Source organism: Vibrio sp. PID17_43 (genome assembly GCF_002608565.1).
Taxonomy (GTDB): domain Bacteria; phylum Pseudomonadota; class Gammaproteobacteria; order Enterobacterales; family Vibrionaceae; genus Vibrio.
Map to the genome: position 1 here is coordinate 29,206 of NZ_LIXM01000007.1, position 18,673 is coordinate 47,878.

At 46.1% G+C, this 18,673-nt stretch carries 18 protein-coding genes; 11 read left to right on the forward strand and 7 right to left on the reverse strand.

Features of this window, described 5'->3' with window-relative positions; translation table 11 throughout:
• Nucleotides 1-102: 102 nt before the first annotated feature.
• Together parE and parC are read left to right on the forward strand one after the other, a co-directional pair.
• Complete coding sequence (parE, locus tag AK965_RS06415; protein ID WP_099078841.1) at nt 103-1,983, forward strand: DNA topoisomerase IV subunit B; 1,881 nt, start codon at nt 103-105, stop codon at nt 1,981-1,983.
• A 3-nt stretch (nt 1,984-1,986) separates the two neighbouring features.
• Complete coding sequence (parC, locus tag AK965_RS06420; RefSeq protein ID WP_099078842.1) at nt 1,987-4,272, forward strand: DNA topoisomerase IV subunit A; 2,286 nt, start codon at nt 1,987-1,989, stop codon at nt 4,270-4,272.
• A 40-nt stretch (nt 4,273-4,312) separates the two neighbouring features.
• Here the strand turns inward: parC and degS are convergent, their stop codons facing one another.
• The 3 genes from degS to zapG all read right to left on the reverse strand — a co-directional run bounded on the left by degS (nt 4,313) and on the right by zapG (nt 7,560).
• The gene (gene degS, locus AK965_RS06425; protein WP_099078843.1) at nt 4,313-5,380 is read right to left on the reverse strand and encodes an outer membrane-stress sensor serine endopeptidase DegS; all 1,068 of its coding nucleotides are present in this window, start codon (nt 5,378-5,380) and stop codon (nt 4,313-4,315) included.
• Nucleotides 5,381-5,499: 119 nt separating this feature from the next.
• The gene (locus AK965_RS06430) at nt 5,500-6,867 is read right to left on the reverse strand and encodes a Do family serine endopeptidase (protein WP_099078844.1); all 1,368 of its coding nucleotides are present in this window, start codon (nt 6,865-6,867) and stop codon (nt 5,500-5,502) included.
• Between the two features lie 249 nt (nt 6,868-7,116).
• Nucleotides 7,117-7,560 (reverse strand): Z-ring associated protein ZapG, encoded by a 444-nt coding sequence (gene zapG, locus AK965_RS06435; RefSeq protein WP_099078845.1) that lies wholly within the window; start codon nt 7,558-7,560, stop codon nt 7,117-7,119.
• Between the two features lie 196 nt (nt 7,561-7,756).
• On the opposite strand from zapG, the gene zapE reads away from it, so the two are divergent.
• The 8 genes from zapE (at nt 7,757) to sspB (ending at nt 14,297) form a co-directional block, all read left to right on the forward strand.
• Complete coding sequence (gene zapE, locus AK965_RS06440; protein WP_099078846.1) at nt 7,757-8,860, forward strand: cell division protein ZapE; 1,104 nt, start codon at nt 7,757-7,759, stop codon at nt 8,858-8,860.
• Nucleotides 8,861-9,093: 233 nt separating this feature from the next.
• Nucleotides 9,094-9,522, forward strand: a complete 429-nt coding sequence (gene rplM / locus AK965_RS06450; RefSeq protein ID WP_099078848.1) for a 50S ribosomal protein L13 — start codon at nt 9,094-9,096, stop codon at nt 9,520-9,522.
• A gap of 15 nt (nt 9,523-9,537) precedes the next feature.
• Nucleotides 9,538-9,930, forward strand: coding sequence for a 30S ribosomal protein S9 (gene rpsI / locus AK965_RS06455; RefSeq protein WP_005436094.1), 393 nt, complete (start codon nt 9,538-9,540; stop codon nt 9,928-9,930).
• A gap of 544 nt (nt 9,931-10,474) precedes the next feature.
• Nucleotides 10,475-11,065: a ubiquinol-cytochrome c reductase iron-sulfur subunit gene (gene petA / locus AK965_RS06465; protein ID WP_099078850.1), complete on the forward strand. Its 591-nt coding sequence runs from the start codon at nt 10,475-10,477 to the stop codon at nt 11,063-11,065.
• Nucleotides 11,065-12,330, forward strand: a complete 1,266-nt coding sequence (locus tag AK965_RS06470) for a cytochrome bc complex cytochrome b subunit (protein WP_099078851.1) — start codon at nt 11,065-11,067, stop codon at nt 12,328-12,330. The genes petA and AK965_RS06470 overlap by 1 nt, the downstream gene beginning before the upstream one ends.
• Nucleotides 12,327-13,064 (forward strand): cytochrome c1, encoded by a 738-nt coding sequence (locus AK965_RS06475; protein WP_099078852.1) that lies wholly within the window; start codon nt 12,327-12,329, stop codon nt 13,062-13,064. Before AK965_RS06470 ends, AK965_RS06475 begins: the two co-directional genes overlap by 4 nt.
• A 96-nt stretch (nt 13,065-13,160) precedes the next feature.
• Nucleotides 13,161-13,796 carry a stringent starvation protein SspA gene (sspA, locus tag AK965_RS06480; RefSeq protein WP_005372897.1) on the forward strand — a complete coding sequence of 212 codons (636 nt, stop codon included), beginning with the start codon at nt 13,161-13,163 and terminating at the stop codon, nt 13,794-13,796.
• Between the two features lie 18 nt (nt 13,797-13,814).
• On the forward strand, nt 13,815-14,297 hold the full coding sequence (gene sspB / locus AK965_RS06485; protein WP_099078853.1) for a ClpXP protease specificity-enhancing factor: 483 nt from the start codon (nt 13,815-13,817) through the stop codon (nt 14,295-14,297).
• Nucleotides 14,298-14,359: 62 nt separating this feature from the next.
• Here sspB and AK965_RS06490 read toward each other — a convergent pair whose 3' ends face one another.
• From AK965_RS06490 to AK965_RS06505, 4 genes are read right to left on the reverse strand one after another with little or no spacing between them, the layout of a single operon-like run.
• Nucleotides 14,360-14,956 (reverse strand): BON domain-containing protein, encoded by a 597-nt coding sequence (locus tag AK965_RS06490; RefSeq protein WP_099078854.1) that lies wholly within the window; start codon nt 14,954-14,956, stop codon nt 14,360-14,362.
• Nucleotides 14,957-14,977: 21 nt separating this feature from the next.
• Nucleotides 14,978-15,568: a phosphoheptose isomerase gene (locus tag AK965_RS06495; RefSeq protein ID WP_099078855.1), complete on the reverse strand. Its 591-nt coding sequence runs from the start codon at nt 15,566-15,568 to the stop codon at nt 14,978-14,980.
• A 3-nt stretch (nt 15,569-15,571) separates the two neighbouring features.
• A complete protein-coding gene (locus tag AK965_RS06500; RefSeq protein ID WP_099078856.1) occupies nt 15,572-15,940 on the reverse strand; it encodes a YraN family protein in 369 nt (122 codons plus the stop codon).
• Nucleotides 15,927-17,738 (reverse strand): penicillin-binding protein activator, encoded by a 1,812-nt coding sequence (locus AK965_RS06505; RefSeq protein ID WP_099078857.1) that lies wholly within the window; start codon nt 17,736-17,738, stop codon nt 15,927-15,929. Before AK965_RS06505 ends, AK965_RS06500 begins: the two co-directional genes overlap by 14 nt.
• 68 nt (nt 17,739-17,806) lie before the next feature.
• Here AK965_RS06505 and rsmI point away from each other — a divergent pair, with 68 nt between their 5' ends.
• On the forward strand, nt 17,807-18,670 hold the full coding sequence (gene rsmI, locus AK965_RS06510) for a 16S rRNA (cytidine(1402)-2'-O)-methyltransferase (protein WP_099078858.1): 864 nt from the start codon (nt 17,807-17,809) through the stop codon (nt 18,668-18,670).
• The last annotated feature ends 3 nt before the right edge of the window (nt 18,671-18,673 follow it).

Here is an 18,673-nt window from a genome sequence, read left to right on the forward strand (position 1 = left end):
ATGGGTAAGTATGCAGACGGAGTAGTTTTTTCGTTTCTCGAGTAGGGCTTACCAGTGGGTGAGGCTCGGGTTACAAGTAAACTTTGAGAACAATTCCGTATTATGACTGAACAATATAATGCTGGTGCCATTGAAGTACTAAATGGCTTGGAGCCAGTACGTCGCCGACCAGGGATGTATACGGATACAGCGCGCCCAAACCACTTGGGCCAAGAAGTTATCGATAACAGTGTCGATGAAGCGCTAGCCGGACATGCCTCAAAAGTACAAGTCATCTTACATGCGGACCAATCACTAGAAGTGATCGATGATGGTCGCGGCATGCCAGTTGATATCCACCCAGAAGAGAAAGTATCAGGCGTTGAACTGATCCTATGTAAGCTTCATGCTGGTGGTAAATTTTCCAATAAGAATTACCAATTCTCTGGTGGTCTGCATGGCGTTGGTATTTCGGTAGTAAATGCGCTGTCTAAGCGTGTTGAAGTGACCGTTCGCCGTGATGGTCAGGTATATGACATCGCTTTTGAACATGGTGACAAGGTTTCTGACCTCACCGTAACGGGGACGTGTGGCCGTCGTAACCGTGGTACGAGTGTGCATTTCTGGCCAGATGCAAAGTATTTTGATTCAGCGAACTTCTCTGTGACTCGCTTGGTGAACAACCTACGAGCGAAAGCGGTGTTGTGTCCTGGTCTAGAAATTACCTTCACGGATAAAGTGAACGGCAAAGACTACAAGTGGTTTTATGAGGATGGTTTAAAAGACTATCTGGCAGAAGGCGTTAAAGGCTACCCAGTCATGCCTGAAGAGCCTTTTACTGGTGAGTTTTCAGCAGAGACTGAAGCGGCAAACTGGGCGGTAATTTGGCAGCCTGAAGGCGGTGAGATGATCACCGAAAGCTACGTTAACCTGATTCCAACCGCGCAAGGTGGCACGCACGTTAATGGTCTGCGTCAAGGCCTACTTGATGCGATGCGTGAGTTCTGTGAATTCCGCAATCTGCTTCCTCGTGGCGTGAAGCTAACCGGTGATGACGTTTTCGACCGCTGTTCATACGTTCTGTCGGTTAAGATCCAAGATCCTCAATTTGCTGGTCAGACCAAAGAGCGTCTCTCTTCTCGTCAAACCGCAGCATTTGTTTCTGGTGTGGTAAAAGACGCTTTCAGCCTATGGTTGAACGAGAAGCCACAACTGGCAGAGCAGCTGGCTGAAGTCTGTATTGCTAACGCACACCGTCGTATGCGCGCGAGCAAAAAAGTCGTACGTAAGAAAGTCGCGTCAGGCCCAGCACTGCCAGGTAAGTTGACTGACTGTTCGGTACAAGACTTAAATCGTACTGAAATCTTCTTTGTAGAGGGTGACTCGGCGGGCGGCAGTGCAAAACAAGCGCGTGACCGTGAATTCCAAGCGGTGATGCCACTACGCGGTAAGATCCTGAATACGTGGGAAGTATCTGCAGACCAAGTGCTTGCTTCCCAAGAAGTGCATGATATCTCTGTTGCATTGGGTATTGATCCTGATAACGACAATCTCGATGGTCTACGTTACGGTAAAGTGTGTATCCTTGCCGATGCGGACTCGGACGGTCTGCACATCGCAACACTGTTATGCGCACTGTTCACGCGTCACTTCCGTGCTCTTGTTGAGGCGGGTCATATCTATGTGGCAATGCCACCTCTGTATCGTATCGACTGTGGTAAAGAAGTGTTCTATGCCCTAGATGATGACGAAAAAGATGGTGTCCTTGAGCGATTATCGAAGAAGAAAGCCAAAATCAACGTACAGCGATTTAAAGGTCTGGGTGAGATGAACCCACTTCAGCTGCGTGAAACAACCATGGATCCAAACACACGTCGTTTAGTTCAGTTAACCATTGATGACGCTGATGCGACTATGGAGATGATGGACATGCTGCTTGGTAAGAAACGAGCAGATGATCGCCGTGCTTGGCTTCAAAATAACGGCGATATGGCAGAGGTTTAACGGATGTCTACAGAAATTACCTACGATGGCGTTGAACAATTGCCGATGCGCAAGTTCACCGAAGACGCTTATCTGAACTACTCGATGTACGTCATTATGGATCGTGCATTGCCATACATTGGCGATGGTTTGAAACCGGTTCAACGACGCATCATTTACGCGATGTCGGAGCTGGGTCTATCGGCATCAGCAAAATACAAAAAATCCGCGCGTACCGTTGGTGACGTACTGGGTAAATACCACCCGCACGGTGACTCAGCGTGTTACGAAGCAATGGTATTAATGGCACAGCCGTTCTCTTACCGTTATCCTCTGGTAGACGGTCAGGGCAACTGGGGTGCGCCGGACGACCCGAAATCGTTCGCGGCAATGCGTTATACCGAAGCAAAACTGTCTAAGTTTGCTGAAGTACTGCTAGGTGAGTTAGGCCAAGGTACGGTGGAATGGCAACCAAACTTTGATGGCACGATGAAAGAGCCACAAATGTTGCCTGCACGTTTGCCTCATATCCTGTTGAATGGTGTCACGGGTATTGCGGTTGGTATGGCGACAGATATCCCACCTCACAACGTTCGTGAAGTGGCAGAGGCAACGATTCACCTTATCGACAATCCGAAAGCGGAATTGTCTGATGTGATGGAGTATGTAAAAGGTCCTGACTACCCAACGGAAGCTGAGATCACGTCGCCTAAAGCAGAGATTGAGAAGATCTACCGTAACGGTCGCGGTAGCATTAAAATGCGCGCAGTATGGCATAAAGAAGGTGCCGATATTGTCATCACTTCTCTGCCTCACCAAGTATCGGGTGCGAAACTGCTTGAGCAAATCGCCAACCAAATGCGTGCGAAGAAACTGCCGATGGTTGACGATCTTCGCGATGAATCGGATCATGAAAACCCAACTCGCATCGTGGTGGTACCAAAATCAAACCGCGTCGATTGCGACTTGTTGATGAACCACTTGTTCGCATCAACGGATCTTGAGCGCAGCTACCGAGTTAACTTGAACATGATTGGTCTCGACAATCGTCCCCAAGTTAAAGGCCTGGTACAGATCTTGTCAGAGTGGATTGAATTCCGTCGCACAACGGTACGTCGCCGCTTACAGTACCGCCTAGATAAAGTAATGGCTCGTCTACACATCTTGGAAGGTTTGTTGATTGCTTACCTAAACCTAGATGAAGTGATTGAAATCATTCGGACAGAAGACGATCCCAAAGCAGTACTGATGGCTCGTTTCGGGATTACCGATATTCAAGCGGATGCGATTTTAGATACCAAACTTCGTCACTTAGCAAAACTTGAAGAGATGAAGATCCGTGGTGAGCAAGACGAGCTAGAGAAAGAACGTGAGAAGCTAGAGCAACTACTGGGTTCAGAGCGTCGTCTAAATACACTACTGAAGAAAGAAATCAAAGCAGATGCTGAGAAATACGGTGATGACCGCCGCTCTCCAATGGTTGAACGTGCAGAAGCAAAAGCGCTGACTGAGCGTGATCTAGTACCAAGTGAGCCAATTACGGTTGTGCTTTCAGAGAAAGGCTGGATTCGTCACGCGAAAGGTCATGATGTGGATGCAGAAGGCCTAAGCTACAAGTCTGGTGATAAATACCTAGCGCATGCGCGTGGTAAGAGTAACCAGCAAGCAGTGTTCTTTGGCAGTGATGGCCGAAGCTACTCACTTGAATCGCATTCATTGCCGTCTGCGCGAAGCCAAGGTGAGCCAATTACTGGTCGCTTGAATATCACTGCTGGCAGCAGCATTCGTCAAGTGTTCATGGGTGAAGAAGAGCAGTTATGGCTGGTGGGGTCTGACGCAGGTTACGGTTTTGTTTGTAAAGGCTCTGATTTGTTGTCGAAGAACCGCAGTGGTAAAGCATTAGTCACTCTACCTGCTAACTCAGAAATCATGACACCGAAGACAATTGAAGACTTGGATTCGGATGAAATCTTAGCGATCACTAACCAAGGGCGTATGTTGCTGTTCCCAATTAAGGACCTGCCGCAATTGGCGAAAGGCAAGGGGAACAAGATCATTAACATTCCTGCCGCAAAAGCGAAAGAGCGTGAAGAAGTATTGTCGCATTTGATGGCGTTGCCACAGGGCGCTTCTCTGACTCTGTATGCAGGGAAACGCAAGCTAGGGCTGAAACCTGCTGATCTGGATAACTTCCGTGGTGAGCGCGGTCGCCGAGGCGGCTTATTACCAAGAGGTTTACAGCGCGTAACGCAAGTTGAAGTTGAACTGGGTACATCTCAGAAAGCAGAAGAACCTAACGAAAGCGAATAATGCGAACAAATAAAAATCCCAGCCAATGGCTGGGTTTTTTTTATGCTTCTTGCTTGTCTTCGGCGATGGTGACTTTTAGATTTATCTTTTTGCCTTTGCGGATAATACCGACATCGACAGTCGTCCCGGGACGTAAGTCAGTAACAATATCCATGACGCTTTGGCGTCCCTGAACTTTGGTACCGTTAATGCTAATAATGATGTCTTGTGGCTCAAAGCCTGCGGTGCTTGCTGGGCCGTTTGGATCAATGCCGAGCACGATGATGCCACCAATATGTTCATTACCAAGTAAGCGAGCCGTTACTGCATTGATATCCTGCCCATCAATGCCAATATAGCCACGAATGACTCGGCCATCGGCAATGATCTTCTGCATGATCTTATTCGCCAATGGGGCTGGAATCGCAAAAGAAATACCATAAGTTTCTAAGTCAGTCGCTTGTTGGAAAGAGGCCGTGTTGATGCCAACCAACTCCCCTTGAGTATTCACTAAGGCTCCCCCTGAGTTACCTTCATTGATAGCGGCATCGGTTTGGATAAAGGCTTGGCGACCATCACTAATTGATGAACGGCCTGTCGCAGAGATAATACCGAAGGTGGTAGTTTGACCTAAGTTATATGGATTGCCGATAGCCAGTACCACATCACCAACTTGAGGTTTGTATTCCGGGTTGAGTGGAATGACCGGAAGATTCGACCCTTCTACACGCAAGATGGCAATATCGGTTCTCTTATCTGTACCAACTAACTGTGCAGCCGCAACGCGACCATCTTGCAGTGCGACGACAATTTGATCAGCTTGAGCGACAACATGGTAGTTCGTGATGATGTAGCCTTTTTCGCTGACGATCACGCCAGAGCCTAGACCTTGCGTCGATAGCTTACTGCGATCATTTTCCACGTACTTACGGCTGTAGATATTAACCACGGCCGGAGCGGCTTTTCTTACTGCCTGGTTAAAAGAGACTTCAAGTGAAGCGATATTGTGAGGCTTCGGATCGACGAGATCGGCAGGAATGAGGTTGCTACGCAGTGATGGAACGGCGAGTAACACAATAATGGCCGTTGCTAAGCCTAAAAAGACAGAACGTAACAAAAAGCTAAGCATATCCTCTCCATGCATAGATGCCTAAAATGGCATAGAAAAATGAAGGATAGCATTACATTGATGAATAACAAAAGAGCAGCATGATTCCATACTGCTCTTTAGAGAGGTGATTCAAATGATCAACGTACGACTTGGTAGATAGTTTGATCGCCTCGTTGGATATTTAGAGCTAATACCCCTTTGTAATTTTCAGCAATTGCTCGTAGGTCAGCTAAGTTCTTAACGCGTTTGCGATTTACACCAATTATGATGTCCCCTTGCTCGAGTTTGAACTGTGCCGCCGGAGAGTTCGCTTCCACACTGGTGATTTTAACCCCTTGTATCGGATCGCTAGAGGTTGTATTACCTAACACCGCGCCTTTTAGACCTTCATGCAAGTTTTCTGCTTTGGCTTTCACCGTGTTTGACTTGCCGAGCGTGACGTCAAAGTTCTTGCTCTTTCCATCACGAATTACGCCAAGCGTAATCTCTTTACCAGCACCTAAGGTTGCCACCTTTGCTCGTAGTTCGGAGAAGGTATTGATGGATTTTCCGTTGATTGAAACAATCACATCCCCGGCTTGTAGACCCGCTTTAGCGGCGGCACTGTCAGGTACCACTTGGCTAACGAAAGCGCCTTTGCTTGATTCATAGCCCAGCGCTTTTGCGAGCTCTGAGGTCATTTCGCCCCCTTGAACACCTAGCATGCCGCGTTTCACTTCGCCAAATTCAAGGATTTGCTCGGTGAGGCTTTTCATCATATTGGATGGAATCGCGAAGCCAATACCGACATTACCGCCATTCGGGCCTAGGATCGCTGTGTTAATACCGATCAGTTCGCCATTGAGGTTAACCAAAGCGCCGCCAGAGTTACCGCTGTTGATAGCCGCGTCCGTTTGAATGAAGTTTTCAAAGTTCTCGACATTCAAGCCGCTGCGCCCAAGCGCTGAAACAATACCAGATGTTACCGTTTGGCCTAAACCGAATGGATTACCGATAGCCACTGTAAAATCCCCTACACGCAGTTGATCAGAATCGGCAACATGAATCTGAGTAAGGTTTTTGGCTTTTTCGAGTTTTAGTAGCGCAATGTCAGACATTTCATCACCGCCAACCAGTTTAGCATCGTACTCACGGCCGTCATGGAGGCGTACCCGAATATCATCCGCGCCTTTAATGACATGATAGTTGGTTACGATCTGACCTTTCTTCGCATCAATGATGACACCTGAGCCTAAACCACGGAAAGGGCGTTCTTGAGTTTGTTCTACCGGAAAGTCCGGACCAAAGAAAAATTGAAATTGGTCTGGAATTCGGCGGGATTGCACTTGCTTACCTTCCACTGCAATGCTCACAACCGCCGGGGTCACTTTTTCTAGCATTGGGGCAAGGCTAGGCAACTGCTGGCCATCAACACTGAATGGAAGAGCTGCAGAAGCGGAAATAGGGGTGATGATTGCACTTAAGCTCAAAGAGAGAACGGTTAGTGCAAGCAAAGGTTTTTTCATCCAATTACTCCTCTAGATAACGGGTCTGCCAAAAAGAAATATTCGAGTTTGTCGCTGTCGAATTCTAAGCTGCATAAAAACAGCCTGAGAGTCTATGCGTCCTATTTTTATATAGGGGCGGTTCGAATAATCACAAGGTAAAGGCAGTTCACTGCAAGTTAGAGATGAGTTATTTCTGAAAAGTTCAAATAGGGTCAATACAAATTGATAAAAAAGTCTCTGTATTGACCCTAAGGAAGGCAGGCATCGTTATGATGCTTTAGCGGTAATGACTTCAGGCGCTTTGATGATTTCTTTTTCTTGAACCTTCAACAGCCCTGTTGCGCCATTAGCGTAATCTTTTGGTTGCTTATTGGCATCAGGCTGATCTTCTTCAATTTGTTCCGAAGACATCGCCGCTTTTTTATCGAATGGGTTATCTTGTTCAGGCAAGTTAGGCAGAAGCTCTGAAGAGGTCTTTGCCATATGCTGGTACAGCTTGGTGTAATCTTTACCTAGGGTATCTAGCATCTCTGCTGTTTGTGCAAAATGATCGACCAGCTCTTGGCGTTGCTGTTCTAATTCAAATTTGGCAGCTTCCAGCTCCTTTTGTACAGACTTTTGTTTTTTGTATTCTGGTGTGGTTAGTCGACTAATGATGACGCCTACGATGGTACCGACCAGCAAACCCACAATGGCATAAATCCAAGGCATAACTGCTCCTTACAGTTGTTTTAACAAGTCTATTACTACTTAGTTACATGCAGTGCTTGACCATGTTACTATGGCTTGCACAGTCGATAAAGAAAATTAGCGGTATGTTTTCGGGGACTGATAACTACTTCTCTCTTATCTCAAAACTGACCCTGAGGTGACAATTTGCACCGTCCCTCTGATATGACCCAATGCGATGACACCATTAGAACGATATAAAAAAGACATAGCAGACCATGGATTCCAGCGTGATGATGCCCAATATAATGCGGTTGTTGCTTTAGATAAGCTCTATCATGCGATATCGGATTATCAGTCTGCACCGATTCCTCAGCTTAGCACTTGGCAGAAACTTCTTGGAAAAAAATCTGAGTTACCCGAACCACCCAAGGGATTGTACTTTTGGGGAGGTGTAGGGCGGGGCAAAACTTATCTCATGGATGCCTTTTTTGATGCTTTGCCAACCGAAAGAAAGATGAGGGTGCATTTTCACCGTTTTATGTATCGAGTTCATGATGAGCTCAGGCGTTTAGGGGATGTTGAGAACCCCTTGTCGAAAGTAGCGGAGCAATTTAAGAAAGAAGCTGATGTAGTTTGCTTTGATGAGTTTTTCGTTTCTGATATTACTGATGCGATGATTTTGGCCACGTTATTGCGAGAGATGTTTAAGCGACAAATGATCTTGGTCGCAACGTCCAATATCGAACCGCAATACTTGTATCGTAATGGCCTGCAACGAGCTCGTTTTCTTCCAGCCATTGCCATGATCCAAGAGCGTTGTGACGTGCTCAATGTAGACAGTGGGGTGGATTATCGTCTTCGTACTTTAGAGCAAGCTGAAATTTATCATTATCCTTTGGATGAGCAGGCATCGATTAACCTTAAGAAGTATTACCACCAGTTGGTTGGTGAGAGAAAAGTGGCAAGCAACGTGATTGAGGTTAATCATCGTGAAGTTGCGGTTATTGAAGTAAGTGATGGCGTATTGCATGCCTCTTTTGAGCAACTTTGCCAAACTGCACGAAGCCAGAACGACTACATTGAACTCTCGCGTATCTACCATACGGTCTTATTGGCGGATGTGAAACAGATGGATCGCAAGATTGATGATGCGGCAAGACGCTTTATCTCTCTTGTCGATGAGTTCTATGAGCGTAACGTAACATTGATTATCTCAGCAGAGGTCCCGATGGCGTTGCTTTATGGGGAAGGGCAGTTAGAGTTCGAGTTTAAGCGTTGTCAGTCTCGATTAACCGAGATGCAGAGTCTTGAGTACTTAAGTCGAGAGCATTTAGCTTAAAAAAGTTAAGAAAAAAATAGTGATTGAGCGCAAAAAAAGGTGATTTTTTCTTCGCTCTTCTCTATAATCCTGCAACCCACCGTTACTGCAGACCTGATTATCGAAGTTACTTCGACATAATAGGTCGAGAGTACCAACGACTCGAAGGGGTGATGACTGGGCTCTTAGACAGTGTGGGAGCACTCTACGGTGTTCCTTAAAGTTTAAATTTTAATTAACGGGTTATTATTAGCATGAAAACTTTCGTTGCTAAACCAGAAACTGTAAAACGCGACTGGTACGTTGTAGACGCTGAAGGTAAAACTCTTGGCCGTCTAGCAAGTGAAATTGCATCTCGCCTACGTGGCAAACACAAAGCTGAATACACTCCACACGTTGACACAGGTGATTACATCATCGTTATCAACGCTGAGAAAGTTACTGTAACTGGTAATAAAGCTAAAGGTAAGATTTACTACCGTCACACTGAATTCCCAGGTGGCCTAAAGTCAATCAGCTTCGAGAAACTGATTGATCGTAAGCCAGAGATGGCTCTTGAGCTAGCAGTTAAAGGTATGCTACCACGTGGTCCTCTAGGCCGTGCTATGTACCGTAAGCTGAAAGTTTACGCTGGCGCTGAGCACAACCATGTTGCTCAACAACCTCAAGTACTAGACATCTAATCGGGGATTTCGAAAATGGCAGAGAATCAATACTACGGCACTGGCCGTCGCAAAAGCTCAGCTGCACGTGTTTTCATCAAACCAGGCAGCGGCAACATCGTAATCAACAAGCGTAGCCTTGATGAGTACTTCGGTCGTCCAACTTCTCGCATGGTTGTTAAACAACCTCTTGAGCTAGTTGAACTAACTGAGAAACTAGACCTATACGTTACTGTTAAAGGTGGCGGTATTTCTGGTCAAGCTGGTGCTATCCGTCACGGTATCACTCGTGCTCTTATGGAATATGATGAGTCTCTACGTCCTACTCTACGTGCAGCTGGTTACGTTACTCGTGACGCTCGTTGCGTTGAACGTAAGAAAGTTGGTCTACGTAAAGCACGTCGTCGTCCACAGTTCTCTAAGCGTTAATTTCCACTTATTGGAAATTATGCTGTTCCAGGCTTGTTCTGGAAACTGTGCATCAAAGCTCGGCTATATGCCGAGCTTTTTGTTTTTTGTGTTCAAAACACCCTTATCTTATTACACTCATGTGTAGTACTGTCTATTTAATGTTCTCGTAACATTTATTGGGCTAATTACCGTATTTTTCTTATTTGGCGTGCTACATAGGTCATGGCGACAAACAAGGCTCTTTCTGCGTATATTTGCTATTTCTTCCGACCTAATTTCTTGAAAACAACCCAAATAAAAGGCGTGTTCTGGCTTTTTGGAATGTTATTCCTCTCGCTTTCTTGTTTCAAATCACATCTATTTTTTAGAATTTTACTGCTTTTGTGACGGCGTGGGCGATTTGCCTCACAATTGTTACGAAAAGGTAGCTTTATCTTGTCAAAAAGTAGGGTTTTCTTTATCATTTCCCCCCAATAATTAGAACTAAATTCATTATTTGTTAGCCATGCTCTTATAAGCGGAATAATAACGATCCAAAGGGAGCAAATGGGAGAATGTTTGGATGAGCAACGCGCCTTTAAATAACGGTCGCAGGCGTTTTCTAACCGCTACAACGGCAGTTGTTGGTGGCTTAGGGGCAGCTGCCGTCGCCGTTCCTTTTATCAAATCATGGAATCCGAGTGCCAAAGCAAAAGCGGCGGGTGCACCGGTGGAAGTGGATATCAGTAAAATTGAAGCCGGTCAGATGGTCCGTGTTGAGTGGCAGGGGAAACCTGTATGGGTAGTTCGCCGTACTCAAGAAGTGGTCGATAACCTTAAGAACATTGATGGGCAGCTTCGCGATCCACAATCAGAAATGGAACAACAGCCAGTTTATGCTCAGAACGAGTACCGCTCGATTAAGCCTGAGTATTTTGTGGCCGTTGGCTTTTGTACTCACTTAGGTTGTTCTCCAACCTATCTACCTGATACGTTCGCAGAACAAGTTCAAGGCGTTAAGTCTGGCTTCTTTTGTCCTTGTCATGGTTCAAAGTTTGATATGGCTGGCCGAGTGTTCCAGGGTGTACCTGCACCACTGAACCTTGTGGTTCCTAAGCACATGTATTTGAGTGACACGAAGCTCATTATCGGTGTTGATGAGGGAGACGCATAATGCAAGCACTATTAGACTGGGTTGAAAAACGACTTCCGGCAATGAATGCTTATAAAAAGCATTTGTCTGAATACCCAATGCCAAAGAACTTTAACTTTTGGTACCTTTTTGGTTCTTTGGCAATGTTGGTACTGGTTAACCAAATTCTTACAGGTATTTGGCTGACGATGAACTATGTTCCTTCTGGTGAAGGTGCGTTTGCTTCTATCGAATACATCATGCGTGACGTTGAGTACGGTTGGTTACTGCGTTACATGCACTCGACTGGCGCGTCAGCGTTTTTCGTTGTTGTTTACTTACATATGTTCCGTGGTTTGATTTACGGTTCATACCAAAAGCCTCGTGAGCTATTGTGGATCTTCGGTATGTTGATCTTCTTGGTTCTAATGGCAGAAGCCTTCATGGGTTACCTGCTACCATGGGGTCAGATGTCATACTGGGGTGCTCAGGTAATCATTTCGCTGTTTGGAGCGATTCCAGTGATTGGTGATGACCTGACGCTTTGGATCCGTGGTGACTACATCATCTCTGGTGCAACACTGAACCGTTTCTTTGCACTGCACGTGATCGCACTACCTATTGTTCTGCTACTTCTTGTTGTACTGCACGTATTGGCTCTGCATGAAGTGGGCTCAAACAACCCTGATGGTATCGAGACTAAACTACCAAAAGGCTCAATGGGTGATGATTACAAAACGCAATTCAAGTTCCATGAGTACTACTCGAATAAGTACGACATCATTGATTCGATTCCTTTCCACCCATACGGTACGGTGAAGGACTTGGTGGGTGTGGCCGGTTTCTTATTCTTCTTCTGTTACGTGTTGTTCTTTAACCCAGAAATGGGTGGGTACTTCCTTGAGCCGCCTAACTTTGAAGCTGCAAACCCACTGAAGACACCTGAGCACATCGCTCCAGTATGGTACTTCACGCCGTTCTACGCAATTTTGCGTGCGGTTCCTGACAAACTATTGGGTGTCATCCTAATGGGGGCGTCAATTGCCGTACTGTTTGTTCTCCCTTGGCTGGATCGCTGTAAAGTACGTTCGTACCGTTACCGTAGTAAAATCCACCTATTAAATATTGTTCAGTTCACTATCGCCTTTATCGCTCTGGGCATTTTGGGGGCACTACCGGCAACGCCGCTGTACACGATTCTGTCTCAGATCTTTAGCTTGTGTTACTTCATGTTCTTTGTTCTGCTGTTTTTCTACAGCAAAAATGAAGCAACCAAACCTTTACCAGAGAGGGTGACATTCAAATGAAGAAGTGGATTGTAATTCTATTTGCTATGTTGCCATCTCTCGCGATGGCAGCGGGGGCCAGCGTGCCGCTAGACAAAGCGAACGTTGACCTATCGGATAAAGCCTCGCTGCAAAACGGTGCGAAGTTATTCATGAACTACTGTTTTGCTTGTCACTCAACGCAATACCAGCGTTACGAGCGTGTCGCGACAGACTTGGATATTCCCATTGACCTGATGAAGGAAAACCTAATTTTCGATCCTGAAGCGAAAGTGGGCGACCTGATGGTTAATGCGATGCCAGCGAAGCAAGCGGGTCAGTGGTTTGGTGCTCCGCCACCAGATCTGACGTTGGTTGCTCGTGTTCGTGGTGCGGATTGGCTCTATACGTACCTTCGTTCTTTCTACACCGATCCATCTCGTCCATTTGGCGTGAACAACTTGGTATTCCCAAGTGTTGGTATGCCACATGTGTTAGAAGAACTACAAGGTATTCCAACTCCGGTATACGGAACAAAAGTCGTCGACGGTGAAGAAGTTCAAGTGGTGGTTGGCATTGAAACCGATGGTACTGGTGAACTTAGCACTGGCGAATACGATAAAGCTGTCGGTGATTTGGTCAACTTCTTGGTTTACTCTGGTGACCCAGTTCAGCTAGAGCGTCATGCACTTGGTTGGTGGGTCATGGGCTTCTTGGTATTGCTGACGATTGTTGTTGTGATGCTTAAGAAAGAGTATTGGCGTGATGTGCATTAATTGTGCTATCATACCGTGCTAATTCCCAATTTTAATTGATGGATAATGGAGGCTTAGCCTCCATTATTTTTATTTGTAAGTGTACTGGAGGGCTCTATGGCTGTAGCTGCCAATAAACGTTCTGTGATGACTCTTTTCTCAAGTGCATCAGATTTGTATAGCCATCAGGTTCGCATCGTACTTGCTGAAAAAGGCGTAAGTGTAGAGGTCGAGCTTGTTGATGAAGCAAACCTTCCTGCTGAGCTTGTAGAGCTAAACCCATACAAGTCAGTGCCAACTCTTGTTGACCGTGAGCTTGCTCTTTACGATTCAAAAATCATCATGGAGTACTTGGACGAGCGTTTCCCTCATCCACCTCTAATGCCGGTTTACCCTGTTGCTCGTGGTAACAGTCGTTTGATGATGTACCGTATCGAACGCAACTGGTACTCACTGGCTGAAAAAGTAATGAAAGGCAATGCTGAAGAATCAGAAAAAGCGCGTACCAAACTACGTAATGATCTTCTGACTCTAGCGCCAATTTTTGCTGAATACGAATACTTCATGAGTGAAGAATTCAGCCTAATTGATTGTTACCTAGCACCACTATTGTGGCGTTTACCTCAACTAGGTATTGATCTTGTTGGTCCTGGCTCAAAAGAAATTAAGGTTTACATGAACCGCGTATTCGAACGCGACTCATTCTTGGCTTCTCTAACGGAAGCAGAACGTGAAATGCGCCTAGTTCGCTAAGCGACTCAGTAACACGTTATGGATATTGCAAAAATGACGGCTCGCCGCCCATATATGCTTCGTGCATTTTATGATTGGCTAGTAGACAACGACTTAACTCCCCACCTGGTTGTTGATGCAACCATGCCAGGTGTGCGCGTACCAGTGGAGTTTATTCAGGATGGTCAGATTATCTTGAATATTGCGCCACGTGCTGTAGGCCACTTAGAGTTGGGGAATGATGCGATTACGTTCCAGGCTCGCTTTAGTGGTCGTCCGCACTCTGTTATCGTGCCAGTGTATGCGGTTCAAGCTATCTACGCGCGTGAAAACGGCGCAGGCACTATGTTTGAGCCTGAAGAAGCGTATACGAACATCGAAGATGAAGCGATGGTTGAAGAAGAGCAAGCGTCGACATTTACGACAGTAAGTGATGAGCCTTCTGAAATGGTTGACTCGACATCGGATGAGGAGCAAGCGCCTCGCCCGAAAGGTAGACCAAGTTTACGAGTAATCAAATAACAAAAAAGCAGCGTGTAACGCTGCTTTTTTTGTTTGGTTAGACAGACACCGTCTGGATAGACTTACAGATTAGCTGTGCTGTTTTCTACAGACTCAGTCTCACCATATTGAAACCCCTTGATGACCTGTTTCACACCTGAAATATTACGTGCGATTTCTATTGCTCGTTCCCCCTGCGCAGGAGTGACATAACCAAAGAGGAAGACTTCACTGTCTTCCGTAATTACTTTAACTTTTATCCCATTAAGTTCACTGTCGGTGAGTAGAGATGATTTTACTTTGGTGGTTATCCAGCTATCGTTGCTGATTTGGGTAACGGTTAATGGCTCTTTGAGCTTGATTTGGTTGTGAACATTTTTTACCCCTTCGACTTCTCTCGCTCTGCGTTCCAGTTCATTGTTCCACTCTTGTGTTGGGGCCTGGCCCATTAACACAACCGTTCCGTTATAAGAACTGGCCACAACGCGAACTTTGCCTTTAAAAGGGGCTTTGTTACCAATGGCAGCAACCTCGAATTCGATATTGTTGTCTTGCCAGATTTGTTTGGTCGAACGAGTATCAGTGACAATGTTCGCTGTGGTGGCAGCACCAGCAATAAACAAACCAGCACAGCCACTCATGTTGAGTACGGCACACAAAATGACAAAACTACGTATCATAATTCTAACTCTTAATATCCATTATTCTTCGTGAGCAGGGAAAAGCACTTGGTCTATCAAATCACATAAACAGTGAAGCGTAACCATATGTACTTCATGAATACGTGCTGTGCGGTGAGATGGAATTCGAATCTCAACATCATGTTCACCTAATAAACCCGCCATCTCGCCACCGTCTTTGCCGGTTAATGCGATGATGGTCATATCACGCGTTACGGCGGCTTCCATTGCTTTGATGACGTTTTTGCTATTACCGCTAGTTGAGATGGCTAGCAGGATATCCCCTGGCTGGCCAAACGCACGCACTTGTTTTGAGAAAATCTCTTGGTAGTGGTAGTCGTTGGCTACGGCGGTTAGGGTGGTGTTATCTGCCGTCAGTGCCATCGCTGGTAAGCTAGGACGCTCGGTTTCAAATCGGTTTAAAAGGCATGAAACAAACTGCTGAGAGTTCGAGGCGCTCCCCCCGTTACCGCAACACAAGATTTTATTGCCATTGAGCAGGCTCGAAACCATGGCTTGAGCTGCATGAGTAATGGCATCTGGCAGCGCTTCGGCTGCCGCTATTTGAATTTGAATACTTTCTGTAAAACTGTCTTTAATGCTGTCTAGCATCACTTATCCTTCAGATATTGCATTTTGTATCCAGTTGATATCTCGACCATTATCATGAATGGCTATCACATCAAACCGATAATCTATATTTTGTGCAGCGCGTCTTTTCTGGCTAAGCCAAATCTGTGCGGTTTTGACCAGTTTACGCATTTTTGTACGGGTGACCATTTCTGCTGCTGAACCAAACTTATCGTTCTTGCGATATTTGACCTCAACAAAGACGATAGTTTCACCTTGTTGGAAGATTAAATCAATTTCTCCGACTTTAGTCAGAAAATTTTGATCAAGAAAGTGTAAGCCCTGGCGTTGCAAATATTGCTTCGCCAGGGTTTCATATTGATTGCCTATTTGTCGTTGACTAAAGAGCCCCACGCTCTGCCCAGCTTAGCTCGCGTTGCACAACACAGTTATTGTCGATACTGAGTGTACCGGTCTGGCCGTCAACGGTGTGACCTAGAACGACTTTCATTTTAGGAAGCTCGCCAATCAACTTGTACGCGTCCATCCCCAATGCCTCTAAGCGTTTTTCCATGTTGGATTGCTCAGACCAAAGCTCACTCATTTGTGCCGTGATGCTTGGGTCTGCTTGGATGAGAAGTGGGATGTCGCTGTAAGTGACGCCAGTGAGATCTTCATATGTCGTACCGCCACTGTTGCTCCGTGAGTTGGAGAACAATTTTGGTGGCTTAGCGTCAGGGTTGATCGCCACTTCAATAAACGGTTTTATCAACGTGAGCTCAGAGCTTTTTGCTACAATATAGACCGCATCGACATCGCGACGACTACGTGGTTGGCTTTCTAGTGGGATACCCATGAGAGATTGCATTTGAGCAATACGCTGCTGGCTCTCCTGTAGGCCGAACACCTCGTTGATGTTCTTTTGCAGTTGGCGTTTGTCACCAAAGTAGTTGGTGGCGACTTTGTTAGAACTATATTTGTCCCATTCTTGATTAAACGCATCCACAACACGCTGACCGTAACTGCCGCTTGGAGCTAGAATCATCGGGAATTTGTACCCCTGACTGAACAGGTATTTTGCTGCCTGCGCTACTTCTTGTTCCGGAGATAAAGCCAAGTAGCACATGTTGGTACCAGGTTGGACGTCTTCAGGAATGTTCAATGCAAGAGCAGGGATCGCCACGCCAGTCTCTGACCCATCCAGTGTTGATTGCAGCCGTTCGACGTTTTCTTTTTGCAAAGGACCGACAACAAAGTCGATGTTTTCGCTGATCAAACGCTGCTTAATTTGCTCAGCATTGTATGCGTGTGTATCGATAACGGTAAGCGTTGAACTTGGATCCCGATGAGTGTCATTCATCATCGCAAAGATAAAACCATCCCGAATAAGCTGAGCTTGCGGCGCAAATTTACCCGTTAACGGGAGCAATAGTGCGGTGTTGCTTGGCTTGACGATGTTCAAAGACAAGATATTTTGGATCTCAGCGGGCGTGTATACCGCTGCCGGGTGGGAGGGGTTTTCGCTCAACCAGCGCTCTAGAGTATTCTTGAGCTGAGGGATATTGCCCGATAAGGTTTTGGCGTAAATCGCCAGTTGTAGCCAGCCATCTAATACGTCTTCGTTTGGATCGGTATGAAGCGAGGTGAGCTCGTTTTCTGAGTAGCTGTTGAGATTCATCCAAATGCGGCTAGAGATGTCACGTTGCTCTGCTGATGAAGAGTATTGACCTAAGGCAACCAGTTCACGGTTAGCGTCAAATGGCTGGTTTAAGTTTTGGTATGCTTCTGCGCGTAGTGAGTAGTAGTCTTTCCATTGCTCACTTGGCAGTTTCCACCAAGGTTTGAAGTTGAGTTGCTGCAGCAACTGTGAGTAATTGCCTTGTTTATGCTGCATTGTCGCGCGAGTCAGTTGCCACTCCGCCTGCTGAACTTCCGTCAATTGCTGACGAGCAAGACGTTTGATAAGCCGTTCCGCTTGGTCGAAGTCGTTAGCTTGAATCGCAGCCTTGGTTGCCATGATCAACCAGTCGTTTTGTAAGCTACCTTCGGTGCTATCCGCTTGAATCATGTAGTTCTGAACAGACTGGGTAGGCTCAAGTGTTATATCGACGCTGCCAGGCTGTCGAGGACCTGAAGAACAGGCGGCGAGCGTAATTGCCAGTGCAACAGGAGTGAGTAAGCGTGGTACACTGAGTCTCTTATGGTTCATCATTGCCGTGAGTTCTCTATAATTTTGTACAAAATTGTCTCTATATTAATCGTTGAAGTGATGGTAAACAAATGACAGATAAAAATAAGTTGCCGAATGAGGGGCCAACTCTCTACATCGTACCGACGCCAATCGGAAATTTAGCGGATATCACTCAACGTGCTATCGAAGTTCTGTCGAATGTGGACATCATTGCCGCTGAGGATACTCGACATACAGGCAAATTACTGTCTCACTTCAATATCCAAACCAAAACCTTTGCGTTACACGATCATAATGAGCAGCAAAAAGCACAGGTACTGGTTGAAAAGCTACTTTCAGGTCAGTCCATTGCACTGGTCTCTGACGCTGGTACGCCGCTAATCAGCGATCCAGGATACCATTTGGTGACAAAATGTCGTCAAGCGGGCGTAAGAGTTGTGCCGCTTCCCGGTGCATGTGCGGTTATCACCGCGTTAAGTGCATCTGGTTTGCCATCGGATCGCTTCAGCTTTGAAGGCTTTCTACCACCGAAAAGCAAAGGTCGTAAAGATAAGTTTCTTGAGATTGCTTCAGTTGAGCGCACTTGTATTTTTTATGAATCGCCACATCGTATTTTAGACTCTTTACAAGATATGTTAGACGTTCTTGGGCCAGATAGGGAAGTGGTATTAGCTCGAGAGTTGACGAAAACCTTTGAAACCATTCAGGGAATGCCACTTGGTGAGTTGATTGGGTGGGTAAAAAGTGACGGCAACCAGCAACGTGGTGAGATGGTGCTTTTGATCCATGGATATCGTGATTCTAGTGAAGAAACGCTACCGGATGAAGCGACTCGTACACTGGGTATTTTGACCAAGGAGTTGCCTCTTAAGAAAGCGGCGGCCTTAGCGGCGGAAATCTACAACCTAAAGAAAAACGCGCTATATAAGTGGGGGTTGGAACATTTAGGCTAACCT